Source organism: Sphingomonas flavescens, from assembly GCF_030866745.1.
Taxonomy (GTDB): Bacteria; Pseudomonadota; Alphaproteobacteria; order Sphingomonadales; family Sphingomonadaceae; genus Sphingomicrobium; species Sphingomicrobium flavescens.
Map to the genome: position 1 here is coordinate 1660001 of NZ_CP133016.1, position 25802 is coordinate 1685802.

General features: G+C 64.8%; 25 protein-coding genes (1 of these 25 cut by a window edge). 10 read left to right on the top strand and 15 right to left on the bottom strand.

All coding sequences use genetic code 11. The features are described 5' to 3' along the window. Window positions 1-959 carry the 3' portion of a glycosyltransferase family 87 protein gene (locus QU596_RS08525; RefSeq protein WP_308514943.1) on the top strand. It extends 112 nt beyond the left edge of the window, so 959 of the gene's 1071 nt are visible here — the last part of the coding sequence; its start codon lies off the left edge, out of view; the stop codon is at window positions 957-959. On the opposite strand, the gene QU596_RS08530 is transcribed toward QU596_RS08525, so the two are convergent. Continuing rightward, a complete protein-coding gene (locus tag QU596_RS08530) occupies window positions 956-1384 on the bottom strand; it encodes a CBS domain-containing protein (RefSeq protein ID WP_308514944.1) in 429 nt (142 codons plus the stop codon). The two genes, QU596_RS08525 and QU596_RS08530, sit on opposite strands and share 4 nt — an antisense overlap. A gap of 69 nt (window positions 1385-1453) precedes the next feature. On the opposite strand from QU596_RS08530, the gene QU596_RS08535 reads away from it, so the two are divergent. Next, entirely contained in the window at window positions 1454-1744 is a 291-nt protein-coding gene (locus QU596_RS08535; RefSeq protein WP_308514945.1) for a hypothetical protein, read from the top strand. Further along, a complete protein-coding gene (locus QU596_RS08540; protein ID WP_308514946.1) occupies window positions 1737-2126 on the top strand; it encodes an acyl-CoA thioesterase in 390 nt (129 codons plus the stop codon). The genes QU596_RS08535 and QU596_RS08540 overlap by 8 nt, the downstream gene beginning before the upstream one ends. Here QU596_RS08540 and QU596_RS08545 read toward each other — a convergent pair. The 7 genes from QU596_RS08545 to QU596_RS08575 form a co-directional block, all read right to left on the bottom strand. Further along, on the bottom strand, window positions 2109-3611 hold the full coding sequence (locus QU596_RS08545; RefSeq protein ID WP_308514948.1) for a DUF4139 domain-containing protein: 1503 nt from the start codon (window positions 3609-3611) through the stop codon (window positions 2109-2111). The two genes, QU596_RS08540 and QU596_RS08545, sit on opposite strands and share 18 nt — an antisense overlap. 4 nt (window positions 3612-3615) lie before the next feature. Continuing rightward, entirely contained in the window at window positions 3616-4998 is a 1383-nt protein-coding gene (locus QU596_RS08550; protein ID WP_308514950.1) for a DUF4139 domain-containing protein, read from the bottom strand. An 83-nt stretch (window positions 4999-5081) separates the two neighbouring features. Beyond that, complete coding sequence (locus QU596_RS08555; RefSeq protein ID WP_420030905.1) at window positions 5082-5660, bottom strand: DUF4167 domain-containing protein; 579 nt, start codon at window positions 5658-5660, stop codon at window positions 5082-5084. Window positions 5661-5969: 309 nt separating this feature from the next. Continuing rightward, window positions 5970-6797, bottom strand: coding sequence for a peptide chain release factor N(5)-glutamine methyltransferase (gene prmC / locus QU596_RS08560; RefSeq protein ID WP_308514954.1), 828 nt, complete (start codon window positions 6795-6797; stop codon window positions 5970-5972). Continuing rightward, a complete protein-coding gene (gene prfA, locus QU596_RS08565) occupies window positions 6794-7879 on the bottom strand; it encodes a peptide chain release factor 1 (RefSeq protein WP_308514956.1) in 1086 nt (361 codons plus the stop codon). Before prfA ends, prmC begins: the two co-directional genes overlap by 4 nt. Then, a complete protein-coding gene (gene hisS / locus QU596_RS08570; protein ID WP_308514957.1) occupies window positions 7876-9111 on the bottom strand; it encodes a histidine--tRNA ligase in 1236 nt (411 codons plus the stop codon). Before hisS ends, prfA begins: the two co-directional genes overlap by 4 nt. A 42-nt stretch (window positions 9112-9153) precedes the next feature. Continuing rightward, complete coding sequence (locus QU596_RS08575; RefSeq protein WP_308514959.1) at window positions 9154-11859, bottom strand: TonB-dependent receptor plug domain-containing protein; 2706 nt, start codon at window positions 11857-11859, stop codon at window positions 9154-9156. Window positions 11860-12015: 156 nt separating this feature from the next. Between QU596_RS08575 and QU596_RS08580 the strand changes: the two genes are divergently transcribed. Together QU596_RS08580 and QU596_RS08585 are read left to right on the top strand one after the other, a co-directional pair. Beyond that, entirely contained in the window at window positions 12016-13947 is a 1932-nt protein-coding gene (locus QU596_RS08580) for a M61 family metallopeptidase (protein WP_308514961.1), read from the top strand. Between the two features lie 20 nt (window positions 13948-13967). After that, window positions 13968-15479, top strand: coding sequence for an amidase (locus QU596_RS08585; RefSeq protein ID WP_308514963.1), 1512 nt, complete (start codon window positions 13968-13970; stop codon window positions 15477-15479). On the opposite strand, the gene QU596_RS08590 is transcribed toward QU596_RS08585, so the two are convergent. Further along, window positions 15476-16135 (bottom strand): hypothetical protein, encoded by a 660-nt coding sequence (locus QU596_RS08590; protein ID WP_308514965.1) that lies wholly within the window; start codon window positions 16133-16135, stop codon window positions 15476-15478. The two genes, QU596_RS08585 and QU596_RS08590, sit on opposite strands and share 4 nt — an antisense overlap. A 108-nt stretch (window positions 16136-16243) precedes the next feature. Continuing rightward, a complete protein-coding gene (locus QU596_RS08595; protein WP_308514967.1) occupies window positions 16244-16558 on the bottom strand; it encodes a DMT family transporter in 315 nt (104 codons plus the stop codon). A gap of 59 nt (window positions 16559-16617) precedes the next feature. On the opposite strand from QU596_RS08595, the gene QU596_RS08600 reads away from it, so the two are divergent. Further along, window positions 16618-17244 carry a DUF1345 domain-containing protein gene (locus QU596_RS08600; RefSeq protein WP_308514969.1) on the top strand — a complete coding sequence of 209 codons (627 nt, stop codon included), beginning with the start codon at window positions 16618-16620 and terminating at the stop codon, window positions 17242-17244. Here QU596_RS08600 and QU596_RS08605 read toward each other — a convergent pair. Continuing rightward, on the bottom strand, window positions 17241-18143 hold the full coding sequence (locus QU596_RS08605; protein WP_308514971.1) for a DMT family transporter: 903 nt from the start codon (window positions 18141-18143) through the stop codon (window positions 17241-17243). The genes QU596_RS08600 and QU596_RS08605 overlap by 4 nt on opposite strands. A gap of 165 nt (window positions 18144-18308) precedes the next feature. Continuing rightward, on the bottom strand, window positions 18309-19439 hold the full coding sequence (gene ispG / locus QU596_RS08610) for a flavodoxin-dependent (E)-4-hydroxy-3-methylbut-2-enyl-diphosphate synthase (protein ID WP_308514973.1): 1131 nt from the start codon (window positions 19437-19439) through the stop codon (window positions 18309-18311). A 109-nt stretch (window positions 19440-19548) separates the two neighbouring features. Between ispG and QU596_RS08615 the strand changes: the two genes are divergently transcribed. From QU596_RS08615 to QU596_RS08630, 4 genes are all read left to right on the top strand, one after another. Then, window positions 19549-21687, top strand: a complete 2139-nt coding sequence (locus tag QU596_RS08615) for a TIR domain-containing protein (RefSeq protein WP_308514975.1) — start codon at window positions 19549-19551, stop codon at window positions 21685-21687. 10 nt (window positions 21688-21697) lie between these two features. After that, window positions 21698-22087 (top strand): hypothetical protein, encoded by a 390-nt coding sequence (locus QU596_RS08620; RefSeq protein WP_308514977.1) that lies wholly within the window; start codon window positions 21698-21700, stop codon window positions 22085-22087. A 33-nt stretch (window positions 22088-22120) separates the two neighbouring features. Continuing rightward, the gene (locus QU596_RS08625; protein ID WP_308514978.1) at window positions 22121-22621 is read left to right on the top strand and encodes a hypothetical protein; all 501 of its coding nucleotides are present in this window, start codon (window positions 22121-22123) and stop codon (window positions 22619-22621) included. A gap of 81 nt (window positions 22622-22702) precedes the next feature. Continuing rightward, entirely contained in the window at window positions 22703-24502 is a 1800-nt protein-coding gene (locus QU596_RS08630; RefSeq protein WP_308514980.1) for a DUF4231 domain-containing protein, read from the top strand. Here QU596_RS08630 and QU596_RS08635 read toward each other — a convergent pair. The 3 genes from QU596_RS08635 to QU596_RS08645 are packed head-to-tail and all read right to left on the bottom strand — an operon-like array spanning window position 24499 to window position 25763. Continuing rightward, window positions 24499-24744 carry a hypothetical protein gene (locus QU596_RS08635; protein ID WP_308514982.1) on the bottom strand — a complete coding sequence of 82 codons (246 nt, stop codon included), beginning with the start codon at window positions 24742-24744 and terminating at the stop codon, window positions 24499-24501. The genes QU596_RS08630 and QU596_RS08635 overlap by 4 nt on opposite strands. After that, window positions 24744-24947: a type II toxin-antitoxin system antitoxin gene (locus tag QU596_RS08640; RefSeq protein WP_308514984.1), complete on the bottom strand. Its 204-nt coding sequence runs from the start codon at window positions 24945-24947 to the stop codon at window positions 24744-24746. The genes QU596_RS08635 and QU596_RS08640 overlap by 1 nt, the downstream gene beginning before the upstream one ends. Before the next feature lie 9 nt (window positions 24948-24956). Continuing rightward, the gene (locus QU596_RS08645) at window positions 24957-25763 is read right to left on the bottom strand and encodes an SPFH domain-containing protein (RefSeq protein ID WP_420030970.1); all 807 of its coding nucleotides are present in this window, start codon (window positions 25761-25763) and stop codon (window positions 24957-24959) included. Between the last annotated feature and the right edge of the window lie 39 nt (window positions 25764-25802).

The window sequence follows — 25802 nt, forward strand, 5'->3', positions numbered from 1 at the left end:
GGCTCCAGAACTGGCCGCTCACCCCGGATTTCACGATGTTGTGGGCCGGCGCGCGATTCGCGGTCACCAGTCCGCACCAGACTTACGACTGGGCGGCCGTGACCGCTGCGCAGATGAGCCTCCGGCCGCCGGTCGGTCCGCTCCCCTTCCCCTATCCGCCGTCCGCACTGCCCTTGATGGCGCCCTTCGGGCTGCCGCCGTTCTGGCCGGCCTTTTGGGCATGGACGATCCTTTCGGCAGCGGTGTTCTGGACAGCGGCGCGGCGACTCACATCTTCGCCTTTGCTCGTCTTCATCATGCCGCAGATGGTGCTGGCCATCGTGCTCGGTCAGACGACCCTTTGGATCGGCGCGCTGATGATCTGGGGCGTGCTGCTGCTTCGCAAACGCCCGCTGGTTGCGGGCGTTCTGTTTGGCGTCGCCGCCGCCATCAAGCCGCAGTTTGCAATCATGGTGCCGATCGCGGTGATCGCCGGGCGCCACTGGCGCGCGATTCCCGGCGGCGCGATCGGGCTCGTCGGCATGTTGCTGTTATCGCTGCTGTTCGGCCCTTACCTGTGGCGCGATTGGGCATCCGTCCTTGGCGAGCATCCCGGCATCGTCTCCGGGTACGGGCTCGACTTCCTGGGGGCGTCGCCACTGCAAGCCCTGAAAGTTTTCGGCTTACCCATCGTCCTTCACGCGCTGTTTGTGGTGCTGGCGATCTGGCTCGTTTGGCGAGCTTTCCGCAGTGAGGACGAGAAGCAACGGGTGCTTATCCTGCTCCTCGCGACGCTGATCGCGACCCCTTACGCGATTCGGTACGAGCTCGGGATGCTGGCGCCGTCGCTGCTCGATGCGCTGCTTTCGGGAACAGTCCGCGGCTTGCTGGTCGCGCTGCCGCTCTATTTCCTCAACGTTCTGACGATTGTCCCGGCACTCGTAGTCAGCGCGGTCACCGCGACACTCAAACCGCGCTAGGCGCTCTGGATGTAGGAGCGCATCGCATCAGCCTCGGCCTCGATCCGCTCCATCCGGTATTTCACCAGGTCGCCGATCGACACGATGCCGCGAATCTCGCCGCGATCGACGATCGGCAAATGCCGGATCCGGCGCTGAGTCATAGTGGCCAACGCGGACAGCACTTCGGTATGAGACTCGGCGGTGATCGCCGGAGAGCTCATCACCCGGCTGACCGGCCACTCCAGCACCTCCGCGCCATGTTGGCGCAGACAGTAGATAAGGTCGCGCTCGGAGATGATGCCGGTGATTCGCCCGCCTTCGATGACGGGCAGCGCGCCGATTCGCTTGTCGCCTAGGCGATGCACCACCTCCGACAGCGTGGCGTTGCCGGCGATCGTCTCGACCGCGCTGCCCTTGCCGCGAAGCACCGATGCGATGGTCATGGGCCGACTCCTGATCTTGCCGCTTTGACGCCTTGATAGTCCCACTTCGCGCGACCAAAGGGAAGCGCAATGCCGCAACCCGACCCCATCCCGAGCCCGCGCCACTCGATGATGCGCCGTTTCTGGCGCATTTTCCGCCTGCTCGCCCTGCTGTCGATCGTGATCGCCGCGCTGGCGGTCTACCTCGTTGCGCGGGGCGACCCGACTGTTCACGTGCACATGCTGATTGCGACCGCCTTGGGGATCGGACTGACAGTGCTGGTCGGGACAGGTCTGATGACGCTGGTCTTCATCAGCAACTCAAGCGGCCACGACGAAGCAGCGGCGCGCGGCGCCGAGGAGAATATCGACAATGACTGATTTCGAGCGCGTGCCCATCCTGCGCGTAGTCCCGGGTCCGACGGACATCAACGCCAACGGCCATATCTTCGGCGGCTGGGTGCTGAGCCAGATGGATATCGCGGCGGGCATCGTCGCGTCGCGTCGCGCCAAGGGCTCCGTCGCGACCGTCGCCATCGAGGCGATGGAGTTTATCGCGCCGATCCACCTTCGCGACGTGATCTCGGTTTATGCAAATGTCGAGCATGTCGGTCGCACGTCGATGCGCGTGCGGATCGAGGTGGTCGCCCATCGCGATCTCGGCCAGACCGAGGTCAAGGTGACCGAAGGCGTCTTCACCTTCGTCGCGCTGGACGCGAACCATCGTCCCCGCGCGGTCGATGCCTCAGCGACGATAGCGTAGTTCCGACCGGCCGTTCGCCGGAACGCTGACCTGCCAAACTTTCCAGCCGTCGCGCGTAACCAGACGCGAGGTTGGCGCCTTGGTATCCAGCGGAAGTTCGACCTCCACCTGTTGAGCCTTCGCGAGGTCATTGGTCAGCGTCAGCTCGAACTCCCGCTCCTTTGTGTCACGGTTGCGAACCACCTGCCGCGCCAGGACCCCTGTTGCAGTTACGAACGGAATCTCGACCTTCTCGCCGACCGCGTGGTCGTCGAGCCGGCCTTCTCCGAGCAAAATGCGATGCCCCTCGCGCTCGCCGAAGATGGTCACCTTGCCCGCCGGAAGCGGCAGCCCCAGGCCCTCGGTCGTCCGGTTGCGCGTGATCAGCACCCGCCCGACGGGCCCTGCGAAATTGCCGTAAGGCGCGCGCATACGCAGCAGGCTGGTCACCTTCACGCCCGGCTGGACCATCAACGCCACCTGCTTCTGCGATCGCGCTGCCACGGTGACGGCGATCGGGATCCGGTAGAGCTTCAGATCCCCCAGCTGCTCCTGCTCGGCGACGACGGCCGGCGGCGCGGGAGCCGGCGGTGGAGGCGGCGGAGGTGGAGGAGCCATCGCCCGCATTGCGGTGCCCGTCACAACGATTTCCTCCGCACTTTGCAGGCGCGTGTCTTCGGGGATGTCGCTGGTAGTATCTGATGGCCAGCAGGTAATGCGGATCGGCGGCGCTTGCCCGGGATCGACCCAAACGCGGCGGCGGTTGAGCTTCCCTGCAACGGCCTGCGTTTCGGCATCCGCGAGCCCCGTCGCGTCGCCGTTGGCCAAGGTCATCCAGGCGAAGAGCGATAATCGGTCCCCGGTGCGCGACAGCTCGGCGACGTAATCCGCCTGCCAGTCGAAATTGTTTGTGATGTACGACAAGGTGACGGTTCGCTCGACCGCCTCCGGGCTGCGGACCCGTACCGACAGGGTTGGTTTCGCCGACAGGCCTACGGGAACCCGCGGAGCGATCAGCGTCTCATTGAGGCCGGTGCAGCGGAGCGCCTCAATGCCGTCTGCCGTTTGTAGTACGACGCCATTACCCGTGGCACGAACTACCGCTGTCTGCTCCCGGACGACACCCGTCGCGCGCGATGTCCGCCGCAACATTAGCCGTTCGCCCAGATAGGCGTTGAGCAGCGATCCCGGAGAAAGGAGGCGGGCGTCGCGGTTCTTTTCAAGTACTGCCTCACCAAGCCCGGTGACGATCGCGCTTTGCGGGACGATCCCGCCGGTGACGCCTTCGAACCGCAATTCGCTTTCGCCGGCCGGCAAACGCACCTGGCGCGTTTCGCTGACGAGGGCATAGCCATTGAGCCAGCGCAGGTTGAACGGCTGCGTGCCGCGGTCGGGATCGCGATAGATGGTCACCGCCACCCGCTCAGGGGCCGGCGAGGTGACGATGGTCTGCGCCCCGGCCGCGGCCGGAATCAGTGCCGCCAGCAGCAGCGTCAGACGACGCATGATCCTAATAGCGGCTGTCGAAGGTTGCGGTGACGATCGCTTCCCCGTTAGCGGGGACAGATACACGCCAGCGCGTATCGTCGGCGGTCAGCCGTTCGGACTTCAGGCTTTCCTCGGCGATGCGCGTATCGCCCCACAGGCCCGATTGAACGACGTCGACCGTAACCGGGCGCGGCCCGGCATTGGTGACCGTGTAGCGCATCTTTGTCCGCCAGCGGCCCGTGCCGAGCTTCGTTCGCTCTTCGACGACCGGCCGAACCTTGATGTCGAAAGCCTGGCCCGTCGTCAGCCCGATTGCCGACCCCATCGGTGTATGGCCGATCTGGTGCTCGCCAACGAACTGCGGGTTACCGCGCGCATCGCGCTGATAGACGCGTATCGTGCCGGCCGGCAGCGCATCACCCAGCCCCTGGTTGCGTGAGCTCGAAAAGCGCAGGACGCTGTTGACGCTCCGCGGCTGATCGCTCGTCGACAGCCACCCGTTGCGGAATTCGTAACCCCGCGCCGCCGGCGTGTTCTGCACGTCGAGGAAACTGACCTGCTTGGTCTGCTTGTCCTGGATCGTCGTGCGCTCGGCGAGCGGATAAAGGTAGAAATCGCCAAGGCGTTCGCGGCTGGACGTTTCCGTGCCTGCGCTGTCCATCGACCGATCCGCATAATCGTAGCGGTTACGATTGCTGCCAACCGAGCCGGCCACCAGCATCGTCGATGCGTTGAGGTATGGCGTGCCGCTGTTGTTGGTCAGCGTGATCCAGCCCTGCACGTCCATCTTGCCGTTGGCCTCGTCGAACAAGGCAACGTAGTCGGCCGACCAGCTGAGTCCCGGCGTCAGGTAGGTAAGCGTGACGGGTCGTGAACCGCCACCGTCGGACTGCAACGTCACCGACAAGGTCGGTCGTGCGCGGAGCGTCGGCGGAACCTGGTCAAAGATCACGCGCGCCGGCAAGCCGTCGTCACGCAGCACTTCGATGCGGTCGCCAATCTGCATGACTACGCCGCCGTTGGCGGCGAGGATGCGCGCCCGCTCGCGGGTTTCCTGCCCATTGGCCGGATTGACCCGCACCAGCGTGACCGTCTGGCCAACGGCGTTCTGCATCAGCGCAGCAGGCGTCAGCAGATCGAAATCGAAATTCTGCTCGACGATGCCGATCCCGCGGCCACTGAGCGTCACGGTTTCCGGCTGGATCTGGGCGGAAACGTCGCGGAATTCTTGGCGGCTGCGACCCGCGGGCAGGTTGAGGATGCGCTTGTCTTCGACCAGCGCTCGATCGTTATTGTAAATGGTGACGGCGAGGTCGCCCTGCGCATTCTGCATCGGAATGGCTGCGGGCTGGGCAAAGGTCGGCACGGCCGTGAACGCGGTGGCCAACAACAAAAGCTTACGCATGCAACACGTCTCCCCCAACCTCTTGGAGGAGAACATGTTACGTTATTACATGAGGGTCAAGCGCCGAACGACGCTAGCCGTCGTTAGGCCGCCGGCGCGATTTCCTCGTCGCCTTCGGCCGGGCGCGGCGCGCGAGTGCGGCGCGGACGACGCGGCTTTTCGTCGGCTACGTCCACCGTCTCGCTGTCATCGCGGCCGATAGCCGGCGGAAGCGCGTCGAACGGGATGGTCTCGCCACCACCGTTCACACGACCGCCTTCGCCGTCCTCGTCATTGTCACGGCCAGCGCGCTCTTCGCGGCGCGGACGGCGTTCGCGATTGAAGCGTTCGCCGCGGTCTTGGCGCGGTCCACGATCCGGGCGCTCCTGACGTTCGGGACGCTCGGCGCGCTCTTCGCCGCCGTCGTCGCCTTCCATCAGCTCGTCATCGCCCTCGTCTTCATCCTCGTCGTCGCGCTGGCGACGGGGGTTCTGTTCCTCGAAGCGGGCGCGATTCTCGCTCAGCACGCGGAAGTAGTGATCCGCGAACTGGAGATAATATTCGGTCTGGACACGATCGCCGGCAAGCTGCGCGTCACGCGCCATGCTCTTATATTTCTCGAGTAGCTGCGCCGCATTGCCGCGCTGGCGGTTATCCTGGCGATTGCCCGGCTGTCCGCCCATGCGACCGCCACCGCCGCCGCCTTGCCCACCTCGACCGCGCCGGCGGCCGCCCTGACGATTATTGTTGATCAAATGCCTACGTCCTTACGCAGTTCTAAAAGCCCTTTCACCTCGGGCGGCAGGGCTGCGCCCAGGCGAGCGCCGCCCTGACCTTCTCGTTCCGGTCTTGGCGCCAGGCGCGAAGGAAACGGCCGATTGTGTCGGGGTTGGGACAGGAGCGCTCTTCAGTTGATCTGGAGCGGGCCCGGCCCAGACCTTTGATGTAGTGTGCCCAACACCTGATGCCAAGCAATTTCGACCAGACGCAGGTTAATTCCAGGTCAACAGCACCGCGCGGGGGCGGTCCGCAAGGTCGTCGACGACCCTGCAATTGAAGCCATCACGGGCGAGCAGCCGCGGCACCGTGTCCGCTTGATCGTGACCAATCTCCACCGCCGCGAGACCGCCTTCATTGAGCAAACGCGGCAGCTGCGGCGCCAGCGTCTGATACGCATCGAGCCCACTTTTTCCCGCAAACAGCGCCTCGTCCGGCTCGAATTCACGTACGCCGAGTCCCAGCTCCGCGTCGGTCGCCACGTAGGGTGGGTTGCACAGGATGAGGTCGAATTTTTCGACGATCCCTTTTGCCCAGTCGCCGATCTTGAACTTCACGCGCTTCTCGAAATCGAGGCGGCGGGCATTGGCAGCAGCGTAGGACATTGCCTGCCGCGACACGTCGATGCCGAACCCGGTAGCGTTCGGCCAAATATCGAGAGCCGCCAGCAACAACGTCCCCGGCCCCGTGCCGAGATCGAGGATGCGCGAGGGCCCTTCAGAGCCTTCGAAATGCTCGATGGCGGAAGATATCAGGACTTCCGAATCCGGGCGCGGCACGAGCACGCCCGGCCCGACATGCAGGTCGATGTTCCAGAACGCGCGGCGGCCGGTGATGTAGGCGACCGGCTCGCCCTTCGCACGACGCTCGACCATCTCCCAGAAGCGATCCGGTACGTCACGAACCGGTGGCGAGAGGATCAGCCGGTCGCGGTCGATGTGCAGCGCCTCCGCCATCAGCAGCTCGGCATCGAGGCGCGCCGTGTCGCTCGTTTCGCTCAGCTGGCGCGCGGCATCGGCCAGCGCGCGCGTTATCGACTTCACGCGTCCTCCAGACCCGCCAACCGCTCTGCTTCGTCCTCCGCGACGAGCGCGTCGATAATCTCGGTTAGTCCCGGGCCTTCCAGCGCTTCCGTCAGATTGTGCTTGGTCAGGTTGATGCGATGGTCGGTAATCCGTCCCTGCGGGAAATTATAGGTGCGGATGCGTTCGGACCGGTCGCCGGATCCGACCATCGATTTGCGCGCGCCAGCGCGCTCATTGGCCAGCCGCTCGCGCTCCAGCTCGAACAGCCGCGTGCGCAGCACTTTCAGCGCCTTGGCCTTGTTCTTGTGCTGCGACTTTTCGTCCTGCTGAATGACCACCAAGCCGGACGGGATGTGGGTGATGCGGACCGCACTGTCGGTCGTGTTGACCGACTGACCGCCAGGACCGGACGAGCGATAAACGTCGATGCGCAGATCCTTGTCGTCGATCTGGACGTCGACGTCTTCGGCTTCCGGCAGCACAGCGACCGTGGCCGCGGAGGTATGGATGCGACCGCCGCTTTCCGTCGCCGGAACGCGCTGGACGCGATGGACGCCGCTTTCGAACTTGAGGCGGGCAAACACGCCGGGGCCGCTGATTGAGGCGACCGCTTCCTTGTAACCGCCGACTTCCGAGGACGAGGCCGAAATCAGCTCGAAACGCCAACCTTGCAGGTCGGCATAACGTTGATACATGCGCAGCAGGTCGCCGGCGAACAGGGCGGCCTCATCCCCGCCCGTACCCGCGCGAACTTCCAGCATCGCCGCGCGATCGTCGGCAGCATCGCGGGGCAGCAGCTTCACCGCCAGCACGCGTTCGGCCTCGGGCAACTTGTGCCGGATCTCGTCTGCTTCGACGGCCGCCATTTCCTTGAGCTCGGGCTCCGCTGTCGGATCGGCAACCATGCCGTTGAGCACTTCTAACTCGGCACGAAGCCGGCGAACTTCACGCGCCGCCGCTGCGACCGGCTCGATCGCAGCGTAGTCCTTGGACAGTTTTACGAACTCGTCGGGCGACAAGTCGCCGCGTGACATCGCCTGCTGCAATTCCTGCTTGCGCGCTTCAATGGATGCGATGCGATCGGAAGAAATTGACGTCATGACTGCAAGGCCTGCAGCAGACTATCGAAGCCGACCGGTCGCTGCTCGCCGCTTCTCAGATCCTTGAGCTGCGCTTCACCCGCCTGTATTTCGTTGTCGCCGATCACAATCGCGTAGCGAGCGCCGCTACCAGCCGCGCGCTGCATCCGCTTCTTGGTGTTTCCGCGGGATACGATCTCGACGGCCATTCCACCGTTGCGCAGGTTTGCAGCGATCCCGAGCGCCTTAGCCTCTGCCGCTTCTCCGAGAGGGACGAGAGCCGCGGATGGCTTCTCGGCTTCCGGCGCAGCGATCATCATTGCGAGGCGCTCAATCCCCGCCGCCCAGCCTACTGCCGGTGTGTGCGAGCCGCCGAGGCTTTCTATCAGGCCATCGTAGCGACCGCCGGCGAGGACCGTGCCCTGCGCGCCGAGCTGGTCGGTGATGAATTCGAAGGCAGTGTGGCGATAGTAATCGAGCCCGCGCACAAGCCGCGGGGCGCGTTCCCAGGCGACGCCGGCGGCATCGAGGCCTTCGGTGACCTTGCCGAAGAAGTCGGCTGCCTCGCCAGTCAGGAACTCGTCGATAGTCGGGGCGCTGTCGACGATCGGCCAATCCTGATGCGCCTTGCTGTCGAGGATGCGCAGCGGATTGCGCTCGAGCCGGGTCTGGCTGTCCTCGCTGAGTGCCGAGGCGTGCCCGCGGAAATGCTCATGCAGCGCGTCACGCCAGGCATTGCGCGTCTCCGGGTCGCCGAGCGTGTTGAGCTTCAGGATGGCACCACTGATGCCGAGTTCCTTGAGCAACTGATCCGCGAAGGACAGCAACTCGACATCGGCCTGCGGCTCGCCCGCGCCGACGATCTCGGCGTCCAGCTGATGGAATTCCCGGAAGCGGCCCTTCTGCGGACGCTCGTAACGGAAGGCCGAGCCATGGGTCGCGACCTTGATCGGCGCGTGCTGCTGCCAGCCTTCGCTGAGATAGGCGCGGCAGATGCCGGCGGTGAACTCGGGCCTCAGTGTGATCGATTCGCCGCCGCGATCCTCGAACGAGTACATCTCTTTCGAGACGACGTCGGTGGTCTCGCCGATCGTCCGCGCGAACACGGCGGTCGGCTCGATCGTCGGCACTTCGACGCGGCGGAAGCCGTAGAGACGGCGCACCTTGTCGAACGCTGCGACCACCGCGGCGAGGCGGTCGGCGTCTTCAAACAACAGGCTTTGCGTGCCCCGGACGGGCTGGACGGGCGTCATTGCGGGCGCGCTTAAGCACAACTTCTCGCAATGCGAAACTCGTCACCGCGTCGCGGCGCTCGACTGCTGCTGTTGCTGGAAGCGCTGCCGGAAGAATGACGGCGGGGGCAAGAACAGCTTGCGGAAGCTGATCATCACGGTCCGGCCCAGCGGATCGAGCAGGCCCGGCTGGTAGTTGAACGGTGTCCCGCCGGTCGCATCGCGGACGCTGGGGCGGGTATTGAAGATGTTATTGATCTCAAACCGCACCTGCGTGCCGCGCAACCACGCATGTTTCAGCGCAATTTCGGGAATATCGCCCGGATTGGCGAACAATTTGAGGTCGAACGTCGCCAGCGGAGAGAAGTGAAGGTCGTCGCCAGTCAGCGTGCTGACCGTCGTGCCGCTACGGTAATTGCCGACTAACCGCGCCCCGAGCCCGTTGTTGAAGTAGCCGGCCTGCGCCTGGACATTGTGGCGCGGCGTCCCGCCGGCCGAGCCGGACGCATCACCATGGAGATAGTCAAGCTCCGCGGCGCCCGGCGCGATCCGGACCTTGTCGACGAAAGTGATGGTGTCGGTCAGCGAGAAGGTCAGGCGCCCGCGGTTCTGGCCGCCGGGTCCGCCAAAGCCGCCACCGCCACCACGGCCACCACCACCGAAGCCGCGTCCGCCGCCATCGCGAGGCGGGCCGCCAGCGCCCTCTGCCGGGGGCCGAGGGGGCGCAGCGCCGTCGGCAGGCGGCGGTGGGGCGGAGCCGCCTGCGGATGGCGGGCCGCCGGGAGCGCCGCCTTGCGCGGTGCGCGGTGGGAGGCCGAACTGCTTCCGGAACTCGTCAATAACAGCTTGCGAGGGCCGCCTGGATTTCAGTGGCTTGGAGAAATCGAAGCCGAGCCGCAGCGTGTCCTTGCGTGCGCTGTCGAAGTTGACCGGCGTCAGGTCTACCGAGCGAAGCTGGCCGACGGTGAAGCAGCCGGCGTCGGGATTGACGACGGTGCAGCGCTGGAAACGGTCGGGGAAGGCGTCCTGGATCGCCTGCGTGACCGTGATGTTGGAAATCGGCCGCTTGATCGTGGTGTGAACGTAATCCGCGCGAAGACGCAGATCCGTCTTCTCGAGCGGTTGCCAATTGGCACTGAGCTTCCAGACATTGCGGCGGTCGGCCTGCAGGTTCGGATTGCCGCCGGTGATGGCGTCGACCAGCACCGTTTGGCCGGTGGTGAAGTCGAAAACTCGCGACCCCGGCGTGTCCAGCACCGGATCGCCGAGCTGGTTGATGGACGGAGGGCCTTCTTCGCGCGTGAAGCTGGCCAGCAGGTTCAGACGGTCGACAGGCGACCAGTTCGCGCCCGCGCCAACCTTGGTGAGGGTGCCGAAGTCGGAAAGCTGATCGACTTCCGCATTCGCGTTGAGCGTCAGGTTGCCGAGCGCGCTGAAGTCGCGATTCCGGCGCGAGATCGGCAGGTCGACGTTGATCCCCGCTGTGCCCACGGTGCGCGAAAGGGAATTTTCCGACCGCGCGCCGACGCGGGTGCGGGTGCTGTCGAGATGAACCGTGCTGACCCCGGCGGTCAGGGTAGTACTGGCGTCGCCGGCAGGTAGCTTGAAGAGCTTGCCATTGGCCGTTGCGGTGAGATCGGCCGAGGCCGTCGTCTCCCGCGCGCGGTCGGTCGGGAAGCTGCTGTTGTCGCGATCGGTGCGCGTGATGTCGCGTTCGAGATCGGCGTTGCCGGTTAGCGTCCAGCGCCACTGCGATTTTGTCGTCCCGTTGAGGACTCCGCCTACATGCGCGGTGTCGGTGCTGGTCTTGCGGGCAAGGGGATCGAGCAGCGTCGGATTGAGGCCGATCAGCGCGAGGCCGTCGACATGCTCCAGCTCAACGTTGCCGGTGGCGGACACGTTGCCGAAGATGTTGCGATTGATCGTCACTGAGCCGCGCACGTCGCGTTTGCGGCCAATCAGTGAGCGGGCCTGCAATTGCTGCTCGGTCGTGCCGGCCGACTGGGACGGATCGTTGGCCGGCAGATCGAGTAGCACGTTGCGCTCATTCTCGGTCAGCAGCGAGTTGCCTTCGGCATGCAGGTTGTAGGTGGTGCGGCCGTTGCGCTGAACCAGGAAACGCGTGAGGTCGACGTTGCCGTTGGCGTAGCCCCCGTCCGTCGCGACGCCGGCACCGACCTGCGCGGTGGTCGAGCGGAAGCGCTGGCGAAGAACGATGTTCACGACCTTCTGGTCGGCGCGATAGCCGTATTTGAGCGACACTTCCTCGGGCAGGATCTCGACCCGCTGGATGGCCTCGGTCGGAATGTCGCGAAGCTCGCGAAAGCCGGAGATGCGCTGACCGTTCAGAAGCAGAACCGGACGGCCCCCGCTGCGTCCTTGCGAGCTACCGAGTTGCGGAGAGAGCGCGTCCAGCAGCTCGCTAATGCTGGTGGCGCCAGTCGCGCGAACGTCGCGGGCATCGAGCGTATTTTCGGGCGGGATATCGCCCACCACCGAGCCCCGCGCCTTGGAGCCGGTAATGACGATTTCTTCCTCATCGCCATATTCGTCCGGTTGCGCAGCGGGCGTAGTCGAAGCGGGAGTGGTTGGCGCCGGTGTCTCGACGGCCGGAGCTACTTCCGCGGGCGGTGAAGGAAAGGACGCTGCAGGGGACGGTATTATTGGCGCGGTCGAGGTCGTCGGAACCGGTTGTGCGTCCTGCGCCAAGGCGGGGTAGAGCGGCGCAAAGATTGCCGCCGTCGAAAATAATATCGAACGATAGGTCATCAACACCCCGCTAAAGAGGGCACGTTAACGCGCGCTGACAGCTATGTGTCCTTCGACGAAGGGTCGGCTGAGACCGACGAAAGACAGTGGCGCCGATGGGGATTCCCGGTAACACCATCCTCAACTTTCGTTAGCCCCCAGAAGGAGCCCTGCCGAATGCGCAAGATCGCGCTCGCTCTCGTCCTGTCCACTGCACTTGCCGGCACCGCGTCGGCCCAATTGGTACCGCCGCTCAACAGCAAGCCGCAAGCTTATCCAAAGGCGGCCCAGGTTCCCGCCGCGCGCGACATACCCTTCCCGGGCACTGTGCAGCTGACAGTCGACGCGACGGACACCACGCGGGGCATCTTCCGTATCAAACAGCGCGTTCCGGTCACGGCGGCGGGCGACCTGGTCCTGTTCTATCCGAAGTGGGTACCCGGCGGGCATAGCCCGCGCGGCGACATCAAGAACGTGACGGGCATTCGCTTCACCGCGAACGGCCAAGCACTGAAGTGGAAGCGCGATCCGATCGACGTGTTCGCCTTCCACGTCGACGTGCCGCAAGGCGTCAAGAACGTGGATGCCGAGTTCCAGTACGTCTCCGCCACGTCCGAGAACCAGGGACGCACGGTGATGACGCCGGAAATGTCGAGCATCCAATGGCTATCGCTATCGATGTATCCGGCCGGCTATTACGTCCGGCAGATTCCGGTGCAGGCCTCTGTCATCGTCCCGAACGGCTGGAAGGTCGCGACCGCGCTGCGGCCGAGCGGGCAGACCGGCGGGAAGATCGACTATCCGGTCACCAGCTACGAAATCCTGGTGGACTCGCCGCTGATCGCCGGTCCCTATTACCGGCAGATCCCGCTCAGCAACCGCGTCTTCCTGGATGTCATCGGCGACACGCCGGCCGAGCTGGCGGCGACGCCCGAGCAGATCGATGCCCACAAGCGCCTCGTGGATCAGGCCATCAAGGCGTTCGGAGCGCAGCATTACGATCATTACAATTTCTTGCTGACGATCTCGAACAATCTCGGCGGCAATGGTCTCGAACACCACCGCAGTTCCGAGGACGGGGTGAAGCGCGGATATTTCACCGATTGGGAAAACAAGCTGCGCGAGCGCAACCTGCTGCCCCACGAATACAGCCACAGCTGGGATGGCAAGTACCGCCGGCCGGCGGACCTCTGGACCCCCGATTACAACACCATCCCGATGGAGGGGTCGTTGCTGTGGGTCTATGAGGGACAGACCCAGTTCTGGGGCTATGTGCTCGGCGCGCGGTCGGGGATGCTGTCCAAGCAGGATACGCTGGACGCAATTGCGGCGACCGCGGCAACCTATAGCACCGGGACGCCAGGGCGCGCATGGCGGCCGCTGGTCGACACAACCAATGACCCGACCGTTGCCGGCCGAGCGCCGCAGCCGTGGCGCGGCTGGCAGCGCAGCGAGGATTATTATAGCGAAGGCCAGTTGATCTGGATCGACGTCGACCGGATCTTGCGCCAGCAGTCGGGCGGCCGGAAGTCGATCGACGATTTCGCGCGCGCCTTCTACGGCATGCGTGACGGCGATTATGGCGAGCTGACCTACATGTTCGACGATGTGGTCGCGACGCTGAACGGCATTCTGCCCTACGACTGGCGCGGCTATCTGCAGCGCCGCGTCTATGACGTTGCAGCCAACCCCCCGCTCGAAGGCATCAACCAAGGCGGCTACAAGCTGATCTTCACGGCCGAACCGACCAAGTGGATTAAGAGCGCGGAAAAGTCGTCCAAGAGCAACGACTTCACCTATTCAGGCGGGTTCGGGGTCGGCAATGACGGCAAGATTTCGTCGGTGCTGTGGGACAGCGCGGCGTTCAACGCAGGGCTGACCATCGGTACGCAGATCAACGCCGTGAACGGCCGGGACTTCGACCCCGACGCGCTCAAGACCGCGATCAAGGCGGCGGCGAGCGGCGGCCCCCTGCCCGAACTGCTCGTGCATGACGGCGACGTCTACCGCACGGTGAAGCTCGATTGGCGCGGCGGCCTGCGCTATCCGCGCCTGCAGAAAGTCGGAACGGCACCCGGCACGCTGGACGCGTTGCTCGCGCCGCGCTGAGCATTAGCGATGGGGAAGTCATGCGTAAGTTGATGTTGATGACGACGGTGGCGCTGATTGCGTCGCCGGCGGTCGCCCAGATGCGGCCCGCGGAAGCGAACGTGCGCGGCGCCATGCAGCGGATCGCACGGATCGACCCGGGACTGCATTCGGTGATTGCTGTCGATCCAACGGCCATCGATCAGGCACGCCGGATCGACGCCGGGAACTTGCGCGGGCCACTTGCGGGGCAGCCGGTGCTGATCAAGGACAATATCGAATCCATGGGTCCGCTGCCGACGACGGCCGGCAGCCTGGCACTCGCCAACAACGTCACCAATCGCGATGCGCCGCTCGTGGCGCGGCTGCGGGGCGCCGGCGCTGTGATCCTCGGCAAGACCAACCTCAGCGAATGGGCCAATATCCGGTCGAACAGCTCGATCTCCGGCTGGAGCGCGGTCGGCGGGCAGACGCGGAACCCGTGGGCGTTGGATCGCAATACCTGCGGCAGCTCCAGCGGATCGGGCGCCGCGGTCGCGGCAGGGCTGGTGCGGTTGGCGATCGGGACGGAGACCGACGGGTCGGTAACTTGTCCCGCCGCGATCAACGGGATCGTCGGCCTGAAGCCGACGGTCGGGCTGGTCAGCCGCACTCATATCGTGCCGATCAGCCATAGCCAGGACACGGCGGGGCCGATGACGGCAAGCGTCCGCGAAGCGGCGGAGCTGCTGACGGCGATCGCCGGCACCGATCCCGCTGACCCGGCGACGGCTGAAGCCGACAAGCGCCGGCGCGATTATGCCGCGGGGCTCGATGCAGGTTCGCTCAAGGGCAAGCGGATCGGCGTGATGCGGTTCGCCAGCGGCTTTGGAACCGATGCGGCGTTCGAGACCGCGCTGGCGATCCTTAGGCAGCAGGGCGCGACGCTGGTCGACATCAAGAAGTTCGACGAGAGTGCGATCGGCAAGAACGAGACGATCGTCCTGCGCACCGAGCTTAAGGCCGACATGGCCAAGTATCTGAAAGGTAGCCCGGCGCCCCTGTCCTCACGCTCGCTGGCGGACCTGATCGCCTTCAACAAGGCGCATCTGAAGCAGGAAATGGCGCTGTTCGGGCAGGAATTCTTCGAGGCAGCAGAGAAGACCAAGGGGCTCGACGATCCCGCCTACAAGAAGGCGCGGGCGGTGAGCTTCCAGGCCGCGGGACCGAACGGGATCGACAAGCTGCTGCGCGACAACCGCGTGGTGGCGCTGGTCGGGCCGACGATGCCGCCGGCGTGGAAGATCGACGCGGTCAACGGCGATCAGATTTCTGGCGGCGGCGCGGGCGGATTGGCAGCAGTGGCGGGCTATCCGCACCTGACCGTGCCGATGGGGCTGGTCAAAGGCTTGCCGGTTGGCCTCAGCTTTATCGGGCCGAAGTGGTCGGAGGCGCTCCTACTCAACCTCGGCTACGCCTACGAGCAGGCACGCGGGCCATTCCCGACGCCGAAATTCTACCGGTCGATCGAGGAAAGCCCCGAGATCGCGCCCTACCTGCAGCCGCAGCGCTAGCGGCGCGAGCGCTTCTTCGCCGGGCGCGACTTTGCGGAGGCTTTCGCCTTGGTGCGAGAAGTGGAGGCCTTGCTGTTCGCGCTCGCCGACTTCCCGGAGAGGTGGCGTTCGGCAACCTTGCGGCAGCGAGCGTCGCGCAGGACCTGATTGAGGCTGAGCTTGCCGCAGCGGATCTCATCCTTGCGGTCGGCCTTGGTCAGCACCGGCGGCGCGGGCTTCGCAACGCGCTTGGCGGCTTCCTGCTTGTCGAGGACCTTGCGGCACTTGGCGTTGCGGCTGAGCTGCTTCTTGGTGAGCGTTCCGCACCAGCGTTGATCCTTGATCTCGCGGCTGCTGAGACGCTGTTCCTTGCTCGCGACCTTGCGGACCTTGGCCCGCTTTTCGTCGCGTAGCGCAGCACGCTTAGACTTGAGGACGGATGGGGATTTTGCCGCAATCTTTGCCTTGGGCGCGACCCTGATGTGGCGGGCCTTCGGCGGGGTCGGTGAGAATTTCGGAAAGGGCGGCGGCGCGTAGCGGCGTTCCGGCGGTGGCGCAGGCGGGACAGAGCCATATGTCCGGTCTTCCCCGGGCAGTGGCCCGGACGATTGCGCCATCAGCGGCGCCGCCGTCAGCATTGAGGCTACGACCAACCACAGGCGTGCGGCACCGCGCATCGAAATCTCTCCCACCCTCGCGCAACCAGCGCGACCCGCGCGCAGGATAGCGGAACTGGCCGGGGGTTTCAGGAGCCGTTCGCACGGCTTGTCGCGCAAAAGACTCGGTTAAGCGGTGAGCTTCAATGCAGCTATGGCGGCGACGATGCCGAGGATGAGCAGGATGCGGATGGTGCTCGACGGCTCCTGGAACCAGAGGATGCCGACGAGTACCGTGCCCACCGCGCCGATGCTGCCCCATACGGCGTAGGCGGTGCCCATGGGGATCGAGCGCGACGCGACTTCGAGCAAGCCCATGCTGACGGCGACGGAGGCGAGAAAGGCAAGCGTCCACGGCACGTTGCGGAAGCCGTCGACAAAGCGGAGCGAGGTGGTGAAGCCGACCTCGAACAGGCCGCCGACGATAAGCCAAACCCAGGGCATGCGGGGTTCATTAGCGAAGCGTATCGGACGCCGCTAGGATAGCGGCAGAGGAGTAACGCGTGACCCGATTTCTTCCCCCGAGATTCCTGATGTTCCTCGCGCTGCTGATCGTCGGCACGGCCGTCGGCGTCACGATGTGGCACCCACTCAAGGGGATCATGGGCGGCTTCGACGTTGCGGCCTTGGCTTTCCTTGCTTCCGCCTACCCGCTGCTTAACGACCGCGCCGGCGAAATGCGCGACCGGGCGCAGAAGAACGATGCCAATAAGGCGGCGCTGCTAGGCATTACGGTGACGGTGACCACCGTCATCCTGATCGCGGTCGGTGCGGTCATCGCCGAGGCGAAGTCGCTGCAGCGCATCGAAGTGGCCCTCATCATTCTGACGCTCGCGCTCGCCTGGCTCTTCGGCAATGTCGTCTACGCCTTCCACTACGCGCACATGTTCTATTCGAAGAACCGCAAAGGCCGCGGCGATGCGGGCGGGATCGATTTCCCGAGCACGAAGGAGCCGGATTATTGGGACTTCTTCTATTTCAGCTTCACGCTGGGAATGACGTTCCAGACGTCCGATTGCCAGGTCGGATCGCGGTCCATCCGGCGCGTCATGATCGGCCATTGCCTGGCGGCATTCGTCTTCAACCTCGGCGTGCTGGCTTTCACCATCAATGCGCTCGGCGGCTCCTAGGCCGCGAGGTCGATCTCCGGCGGCGCCGTGACCTTGCCGCGCGCCGCGATCAGGCAGCCCCCGACGATGAGCGCCGCGCCGCCCAGCGTGGTCATCGAGACGTGCTCGCGGAAGACGAGCCAGCCAAGGATCGAAGCCCAGATGAACCCGCTATATTCGGTGGCTGCGAGATAGCTGGCGGGCCCGCGCGCATAGCCCCAGGCAAACAGCAGGGTCCCCGCGGTCGAGAGCAGGCTAGCCACCGCGATCCATTGCAACTGTTCTGCCGGCCACGCCGGCATGCCCACGAACGGAAGAGCTAGCAGCCAAAGGGCTAGGATGGTCGCGCCCTGAAAGAAATTGATCTCCAGTGGCGCTGCAGCCAGCGCCTGGCGGCGCATCAGCACGATATTGAAAGCATAGCACAGCGCCGAGAGCATGATGGCGGCGGTGCCGAGGAGTACGTCGGGGCCGGCGTGCGACCGAGCCTGGCCCAGAACGATCGCGATGACGCCAGCGAAGGCGACGAGAGACCCGGCGATCGAATTCCGGCCGACCTTCTCCCCGAGCATCAGCGCAGCCAGGAACATCGCGATCAAAGGGGCGATGAAGGTCAGCGCAATCGCCTGCGCCAATGGCACGCGGCCGATGCCCCAGAAGAACAACGCCGCCATCACGGTGAGCACGGCCCCTCGCAGCAAGTGGACGCGGAGCACCTTCGCTTCGGGCCACCGCACTCGGCTCGGGCGATACAGGATCAAGCTGAGCAGCAGGTTTGCCGCCGAGCGCCACACGCTGACGGCGATGATGCCGATTGCCAGCACGAGATGCTTCATCACCGCATCCATGACCGAAAGCACCGCCACCGCGCCGAGCGCGGCGATGAAGCCTTGAACGGGGTGCTGCGCAACGCGGCTCATACGCCGCGCTTAGCGACGATTATTTCGTGGGTGTAGCGGAGTCGATCAGCAGCGGCGGCTCGGACGGAGTCGCAAGGCTGTTCGCGAGTGCGCCGGAAGCGAGCAGGATGAGCAGCAGCTTGACCACATGGCCAAGCTGCGCCCGACAAATGAAAAAAAGCTAAACTACTCGGCCGCGTCGAGCGTCGGCAGTTGGTCCGCTGCAGCCTCGAGCTCGGCGGCCTTGGCTTCGACCAGCCGAACGATGTGGTCGATCATGTCGGCGTCCTGCACATGGTGGTCGGTCACGCCCGACAGATAGACCATGTGCTTGCCGTTGCCGCCCCCCGTGATGCCGATGTCGGTTTCGCGCGCTTCGCCAGGGCCGTTCACGACGCAGCCGAGGACCGACAGGGACATCGGCGTCTTGATGTGCTGCAGCCGCGATTCGAGCGCCTCGACGGTGCGGATGACGTCGAAACCCTGACGCGCGCAGCTGGGGCAGGAGACGACGCGGACGCCGCGGCTGCGGATGCCGAGCGCCTTCAGGATCTCGTAGCCGACGCGGACTTCCTCTTCGGGCTCCGCCGACAGCGAGACGCGGATGGTGTCGCCGATTCCAGCCCACAGCAAATTGCCGATGCCGATGGAGGACTTGACGGTGCCGCCGATAAGCCCGCCGGCCTCGGTGATGCCGAGGTGGAGCGGACAATCCACCACACTGGCGAGCTGCTGGTAGGCGGCAACGGCAAGGAACACGTCGCTCGCCTTCACCGCGACCTTATATTCTCGGAACCCGTGGTCCTCGAGAATGCGGATGTGGTCGAGCGCGCTCTCGACCAAAGCCTCCGGACATGGCTCACCGTATTTTTCGAGCAAATCCTTCTCGAGGCTGCCCGCGTTGACGCCGATGCGGATGGCGCAGCCGTTTGCGCGTGCGGCGGCGATCACCTCGCGAACGCGTTCTTCCGAACCGATGTTACCCGGGTTGATGCGCAAGCACGCGGCGCCGGCGTCGGCAGCTTCAAGCGCGCGCTTATAATGGAAGTGGATGTCGGCGACGATCGGCACCGAAGCGGCGCGCACGATCTCCTTGAGCGCGCTAGTCGCCTCTACCGTCGGGCAGGAGACGCGGATGATGTCCGCGCCTGCTTCCTCGCAGCGGCGAATCTGGTCGATCGTCGCGCGGGCGTCCTCGGTCGGCGTGTTGGTCATGGTCTGGACGCTGATCGGGGCATCGCCGCCAACCGGAACGGAGCCGACCATGATCTGACGCGACACGCGCCGATCGATATCTCGCCAAGGACGGATGGACATGGCCGCCATATAGGGCCGTCCGCGCTGCTGGCCAACCGGACGATAGGCCGTCGCGACTCTGATCTGTTTGTGTTAACGGGGTTAACGGGGACTCGCTCGGGGGCGCCGCATGGCGAAGCTGGCCCGATTGCCGACGGCAGATGGTGCGACGGACGCCACGAAGGTTCGCGCACCGCGACTTCGCACGCGCTATTATGCGTTTCTCAGCTACAGCCACCGGGACAAGGAACTGGCCGACTGGCTTCACCGTGAGCTGGAAAAGTTCAGGGTCCCGAACTCGCTGGCGGGAAAGCTCACGGCCAACGGAGTTGTCCCGAAGCGGCTTGCGCCGGTGTTCCGTGACCAGCAGGATTTGTCGGCCGGCGGGGATTTGGCCCAGGAAATCAAGGCTGCCCTGGCCGGATCCCAATTCCTCATCGTCCTCTGCTCGCCCACCGCGGCGACATCGCGCTGGACCAACCAGGAAATCGAAAGCTTCAAGCGGACGCGACCCGAGGGCTGCGTTCTGGCGGCCGTCGTGGCGGGCGAACCGTTCGCCAGCGATGTGCCCGGCCACGAAAAGGAGGAATGCTTCCCGCCGGCATTGCGCTACAAATACGACCGGCGCGGCCACCAAACGGCCAAGCGCGCGGAGCCCCTGGCCGCCGATTTCCGCGAGAGCGGAGAGGGCCAGCGCGTCGCCTTCCTCAAACTCGTCGCCGGCATGCTGGGGGTCGGGCTGGACGAACTGGTGCAGCGCGACACCACACGTCGTCACCGGCGGATGGCCTGGCTGGCGGCGGCCTCGCTCGGTGGAATGGCCGTCACGAGCACCTTGGCGGTGACGGCCTTCCAGGCCCGCAATGAGGCGCGAGAGCAGCGACGGGAGGCCGAAGGGCTGATCGGGTTCATGCTCGGCGATCTTAAGGCCAAGCTCGAACCCGTCGGCAAGCTGGACGCGCTGGACGGAGTCGGCTCGCGGGTACTTGCTTACTACAGCAAGATCGGGACCAAGGACCTTTCCGACGCGGCATTAGCGCAGCGCTCGCAGGCGCTAAGCCTGATGGCCGGCGTGGCGAGTGCCCGCGGGGATATCAACGGATCGACCAAACTCTACCGCGAAGCGATGGCCGGAACCGCCGAGGCCGTCGCGCGCAGTCCGGATGATGCGAACGCGCTGTTCGAGCATGCGCAGAATGTCTTCTATTATGGCCAGATCGCCCACGAACAGGGTGATTTTCGGACGGCTGAGCAGTCTATGCGCGAGTACAAGCGCCTAGCGTTCAAGATGGTCGCCCTGCAACCGGACAGCATGAAATATCGAATGGAGGAACAGTACGCCGAGACCAACTTGGGTGTCGTACTGTCCGACCTCCGCCGTTTTTCTGAAGCAACCGCACAATTTCGGCGAGCCTTGGCGACCATGGAAGCGGTGGCCACCGCCGATCCGCGCAATACGGGTTACCAGCAGTCCGTTGCGGAGTCCCTCGCCTGGTTATCCGACGCAGAAGCGGCCACGGGCAATTATCAGGCGGCCGTTGCTCAGCGGCGCAGGCAGATCGAGATCCTTGATCGTCTCGCTGCCGCCACCGGTGACGTTTCGTATCAGCAGCGATTGATCCCGGCTCACCGTCAGCTTGGCCGACTATTAATCGATCAGGGCGAGATGCAGTCCGCAACCGAGCAGCTTAGAACTGCAGTGGCTTTGTCGGATGTGTTGATCCCAAAGGAGCCTGCGAACGCCGTCTGGAAAGAATATGCCTATCGCGCCAGAATTGATCTTGCGTGGGCCCTCTTGGCGCTGGGGAGGACCGATGAAGCCGCGACCGAAAATCAGCGCGCTTGCCAATTGGTCGCAGAGCTCAACCGGCGAGTGCCGGTCAAATATGTGTGGAAGCAGGGCGCGTCCTACTGCCTTATGGTGCAAGCGCGGATCGCTTCTGACCGGGGCGACGCCCTCGCATCGCTTAAAGCCGCGCAGGGCGCCGCGCAGATCCTGCAGACGGTTCGGAGCGGCGATGCGGTCAACGATGCCTATCTGCGCGCCAATGCATGGCGGCTGATCGGTGATGCGCAACGTCAGTCCGCAAATATGAGCGCGGCGACGGCCGCGTGGTCGACGGGCTTGCAGCAATTGCCGGCAGACGTTGCGGAACAGCCCTTTGAAATGTCCGTGCGCGCGCAACTGCTGAAGCGATTGGGCCGGAATGGCGAAGCCGCGACCGCCGAAATGCGTCTGCGTTCGATTGGGTTTCGGTCCGCGGCTTAGGGAGGGACGAATGGGGCAAGACGTCGAGTTCACTGCGCACATCGATGGCGGTTCCGTGGCTTGGGAGTCCTCCGATGGAAAACCCGCTAAAAATCACCGAGTGGATATCGCCGCGGGCGCACCACCGGAGAAGATCCAGTTCAAGATCCGCGACCATACGGACTTTAAACTTCGGTTCGATACCTCCGCGCCGATCGATGTGTGGGAACAGGAAGGCTGTCCGCCAGCGGGCGTCAATACGGACCAGATCGAAGTCCTCGACTGCAATCCCAACAAGCTCACCATTCGCAGCCTCAACACCGGGCCGGCCCGAACGCTTCAGTACCGGCTGAACGTCATTGGCGAGGATGGCGGCCGGCATGACTGCGACCCGATCATCAAGAATGGCGGCGGCGGCTGAGACGCGGTCCCATCAATCAGAAGGGGGATAGTGATGAGGAATGGAAACCATCTACGCGTCGCATGGCTTGTGGGCTGCGCAATTACCCTGACAATCAGCGGCTGCGACAATCGCAAGGGAACGATGACGCCGGCCTCCGGCTTCAAGACTGAAAACGTCAAGCTGGTCTGGAAACAGGCTACCAACGAGTGGAAGGTCCAGCTGAACGGAGGCGGGGAGATGAATCCGAACGCCGCGAAGACGACCATCAACAAGGGCGACGGGCCGGCCATCTTCATCGTCGACGTCGCGGGCCAGGGCGCGACGTTCCGGAATCCCGGCGGACTGTCGGTGTGGACCGGCCCGAAGACAAATCCCGCGCCCCCGGGGGTGAACTCGACCCAGATCCTCGGACCCGTCATCACCTCCAACGGTAAAATGGTCTTCTTCGATCTGAACGACGGTCCGGCGCAGACGCTGAATTACGCGATCCATTTCACTAACAAACCGTCGGTCGACCCGATCATCGACAATGGGGGCGGGAAGGAATTCTGAGGCGCGATCCCAGACGTTGACGGGCGAGCCATCTCCGCGTTCATTCACTGCGGAATGGCTTCCTCACCAACATCCGCGCGCGTGAAGCCCCCCGGGCCCCCGCCGGTGCCCTTCGTGCTGTCGGTCGGCATCACCGGCCACCGCGCCGATGTCCTGCCGCCGGGCAGCTTGCCGATCCTGCATTCACGGATTCGGGACGTACTGGAACGGATTGAGCAATCGGGGCGTGATTTGCTTCTGGCCGAACAGGATTGCTTCGGGCCCACCCCCACCGCGATGCGCTTCGTCTCGCCGATTGCCGACGGCGCCGATCAGATCGCCGCCGAGATCGCGCTCGACCTTGGATGGGAATTGCATGCGATCGTTCCGTTCGAGCGGAGCGTCTACCGCGACTCGCTGGCCAATGACGAAGGCCGCGCGCGCTACGACGCGCTGCTGGCGCGTGCTTCGCGGGTACTGGAGCTTCCGGGCGATCCGGAAGACGGTCTCGATGCTTATGTGATGACCGGGCGGGCGACCGTCGCCCATTGCGATGTGCTCATCGCGGTTTGGGACGGGCTTCCTCCCCGCGGCCGCGGCGGCACGGGCGAAGTGGTGCAGCTGGCGCTGACGCGCGGGACGGCGATCATCCACGTCCCATTAGCGCCCGGCGGCGACACGCGGATCCTGTGGAGCGCATTCGATCCTGTCGTGCTGACGGTCGCTGACGATCCGAGCGTCGCGCGACCGCTCGAGCGCGGCGACGTCGACAAGCTTCTTCGCGGCCTGCTGATGGGCCCGCCCGATGAGGTGGAGCAGGGCTTTCTCCGGCAGTTCCTGCGCGAACGATCCCCTCGCCTGCGGGCGCGCCTGGAATATTCCTTGCTGCTGACCGCAACAGGCGTGCGCAGGTTCCGCGCCCGCGACCTGACGCCGGGCTATGCAGTCGCGCAAATCCGCGATGAATGGGCGCGATACCGGGCAGGCTGCGCGGAAGCGCACAATATCAATGCGCCGATCGGATCGCTTGAAGATGCGTACAGCTGGGCGGACCGGCTGGCGACGCACTTCGCCCAGACCTATCGTAGCGGGCACATCTTCAACTTCGTGCTGGGCGGCGTCGCGGTGTGCCTGGGCCTTAGCGCGTTCATGGCACCGCACCTGAAGTTCGAGTTCGCGGCCTTCGAATTGCTGATCACCTTTGCCATCATCATCAACGCCGCGGTCGGGTCGCGACACCAATGGCACCGGCGGTGGCTCGACTATCGGCAACTTGCCGAGCGGCTACGCCCCATGCGCAGTCTGAAGATGCTTGGGATTGCCGCGCCGGACCCGCCCGGCACGTCGACCAATCCCGTGCCCCTGCGCTGGATCGATTGGTACGCGAGCGGTGTCTGGCGGGCGATGGGCTGCCCGGCGGGCGTCATCGACCGCGAATGCGCGGCCCGGCTCGGTGTCGCAATCGCGGAGCACGAGGTGGCGCCGCAGGTTGAGTACCACACCCGCAACGCCCGCCAGATCAACCTGCTCGATCACCGGCTGGGGCAGATCGGCATGGTGCTGTTCGCGGCAACGCTGATCGTCTCGGTCGCGACAATCATCGGACTCGCCATGAACGCGGCGTTCGTGAACACCTACGGCAATTGGTTCACACTCGTGTCCGCCGGCTTCCCGGCCCTCGGCACCGCGGTGTTCGGCATTCGCTTCCAGGGCGATTTCGGCGGTGATGCGCTGCGTTCGCTGGCGACCGCGGGCACTTTGCGGCAGATCGACGGGGAGCTGCGCAAGGACGTCACGCTGACCCGCGCCGCCGACCTTGCTGAGCAGTCGGCGCGGATCATGCTGGCCGACCTCGACGAATGGCGGCTGGTCAACCAGCAGCGCGACCTTTCGGTCGGTTAGTCGTCGCCGCCCCAGCGCCAGCGCCAGCCGCCGCGCGTGGTGCGGGCACAGACGAGAACTAACGCGAGGATGGCGGGCGCCATGAGGGCGGCCAGCTGCAGCGGACGGTCGCGGAAGAAATAGACTCCGATGGCAATCAGGGCACCAAATGCGGCGGTAACCGCCCAGCCCTGCCAGGTGATCGGCAATCCCGAGCCAAATCCGTAGCGCTTCGGCGCGAACCATTCGGGGTTGTCGCTCATCACTTTTTCTCCTTGGGCGGACGCCCGCGCTTTCGTTGAACGGGTGCTCTCAATTTGACTCCACGCGCACTGAGCGCCTCGCGCAGCAGGCATTCGACCTGGGCGTTAACGCTCCTCAGCTCCGCGCCGGCGCAGCGTTCGATGGCTGCCCACAGGCTTGCATCGACGCGGAGCGGATAGGCCTTGCGGTCGTCGTCCGGCACGACAGGCGCTTATTGGTAGAGTGTGCCGGTGTTGACGACGGGCTGGGTGTCGCGCTCGCCGCAGAGCACGACCATCAGGTTCGAGACCATCGCCGCGCGGCGCTCGTCATCCAGCTCCACGACGTTCTTCGCGCTCAGTTGCTCCAGCGCCATCTCGACCATGCCGACAGCGCCTTCGACGAGGGTCTGCCTTGCCGCGACGACTGCCTGCGCCTGCTGACGGCGGAGCATCGCGCCCGCGATTTCCTGCGCATAGGCGAGGTGCGTGAAGCCGCATTCGTCGACGGTGATCCCCGCGACCGCGAGCCGCGCCATCAGCTCCTTGCGTAGCTCGACACCAACCTCATCGTGATTGCCGCGCAAGGTGACTTCCTGATGGGCGAAGTCGTCATAGGGATAACGCGAGCCGATGGTGCGTATCGCAGCTTCGACCTGAACGCGGACGAACTGCTTGTAATCGTCGACATCGAAGAGCGCCTGCGCGGTGTCGACAACGCGCCAGACGATCTGCGCCGCCATCTCGACCGGATTGCCGCGCAGGTCGTTGACCTTGATCTTGTCGGAGATGAAGTTGTTGGTGCGGACCGACACCTTCTTTTTGGCTAGCCAGGGCCACGTCCAGCGCAGCCCGGTGGTGCGGTCGGTGCCCTGATAAGCGCCGAACAAGGTGATTGCGGCGGCCTGGTTGGGCTGCAGCATGAAGAAACCGGGCATGATCACGATGAATGCCAGCGTGGCAATTGCGACGATAGCCAGGCCAAGCACGCTGCCGTCATGGGTGCCGATCTGATTGACGCCGTAGATATCTGCCAGCACCGCGACGACGAGTACAACCAGCAAGGCATAGCCGCTCGA

What these genes read in the sequence shown, in the direction of transcription:
- QU596_RS08530 (WP_308514944.1), bottom strand. Translation starts at nt 1,384, where the DNA reads ATGACCATCGCATCGGTGCTTCGCGGCAAGGGCAGCGCGGTCGAGACG.
- QU596_RS08535 (WP_308514945.1), top strand. Translation starts at nt 1,454, where the DNA reads ATGCCGCAACCCGACCCCATCCCGAGCCCGCGCCACTCGATGATGCGC.
- QU596_RS08540 (WP_308514946.1), top strand. Translation starts at nt 1,737, where the DNA reads ATGACTGATTTCGAGCGCGTGCCCATCCTGCGCGTAGTCCCGGGTCCG.
- QU596_RS08545 (WP_308514948.1), bottom strand. Translation starts at nt 3,611, where the DNA reads ATGCGTCGTCTGACGCTGCTGCTGGCGGCACTGATTCCGGCCGCGGCC.
- QU596_RS08550 (WP_308514950.1), bottom strand. Translation starts at nt 4,998, where the DNA reads ATGCGTAAGCTTTTGTTGTTGGCCACCGCGTTCACGGCCGTGCCGACC.
- QU596_RS08555 (WP_420030905.1), bottom strand. Translation starts at nt 5,660, where the DNA reads ATGGGCGGACAGCCGGGCAATCGCCAGGATAACCGCCAGCGCGGCAAT.
- prfA (WP_308514956.1), bottom strand. Translation starts at nt 7,879, where the DNA reads ATGACGTCAATTTCTTCCGATCGCATCGCATCCATTGAAGCGCGCAAG.
- hisS (WP_308514957.1), bottom strand. Translation starts at nt 9,111, where the DNA reads ATGACGCCCGTCCAGCCCGTCCGGGGCACGCAAAGCCTGTTGTTTGAA.
- QU596_RS08575 (WP_308514959.1), bottom strand. Translation starts at nt 11,859, where the DNA reads ATGACCTATCGTTCGATATTATTTTCGACGGCGGCAATCTTTGCGCCG.
- QU596_RS08580 (WP_308514961.1), top strand. Translation starts at nt 12,016, where the DNA reads ATGCGCAAGATCGCGCTCGCTCTCGTCCTGTCCACTGCACTTGCCGGC.
- QU596_RS08585 (WP_308514963.1), top strand. Translation starts at nt 13,968, where the DNA reads ATGCGTAAGTTGATGTTGATGACGACGGTGGCGCTGATTGCGTCGCCG.
- QU596_RS08590 (WP_308514965.1), bottom strand. Translation starts at nt 16,135, where the DNA reads ATGCGCGGTGCCGCACGCCTGTGGTTGGTCGTAGCCTCAATGCTGACG.
- QU596_RS08595 (WP_308514967.1), bottom strand. Translation starts at nt 16,558, where the DNA reads ATGCCCTGGGTTTGGCTTATCGTCGGCGGCCTGTTCGAGGTCGGCTTC.
- QU596_RS08605 (WP_308514971.1), bottom strand. Translation starts at nt 18,143, where the DNA reads ATGAGCCGCGTTGCGCAGCACCCCGTTCAAGGCTTCATCGCCGCGCTC.
- ispG (WP_308514973.1), bottom strand. Translation starts at nt 19,439, where the DNA reads ATGTCCATCCGTCCTTGGCGAGATATCGATCGGCGCGTGTCGCGTCAG.
- QU596_RS08615 (WP_308514975.1), top strand. Translation starts at nt 19,549, where the DNA reads ATGGCGAAGCTGGCCCGATTGCCGACGGCAGATGGTGCGACGGACGCC.
- QU596_RS08620 (WP_308514977.1), top strand. Translation starts at nt 21,698, where the DNA reads ATGGGGCAAGACGTCGAGTTCACTGCGCACATCGATGGCGGTTCCGTG.
- QU596_RS08625 (WP_308514978.1), top strand. Translation starts at nt 22,121, where the DNA reads ATGAGGAATGGAAACCATCTACGCGTCGCATGGCTTGTGGGCTGCGCA.
- QU596_RS08635 (WP_308514982.1), bottom strand. Translation starts at nt 24,744, where the DNA reads ATGAGCGACAACCCCGAATGGTTCGCGCCGAAGCGCTACGGATTTGGC.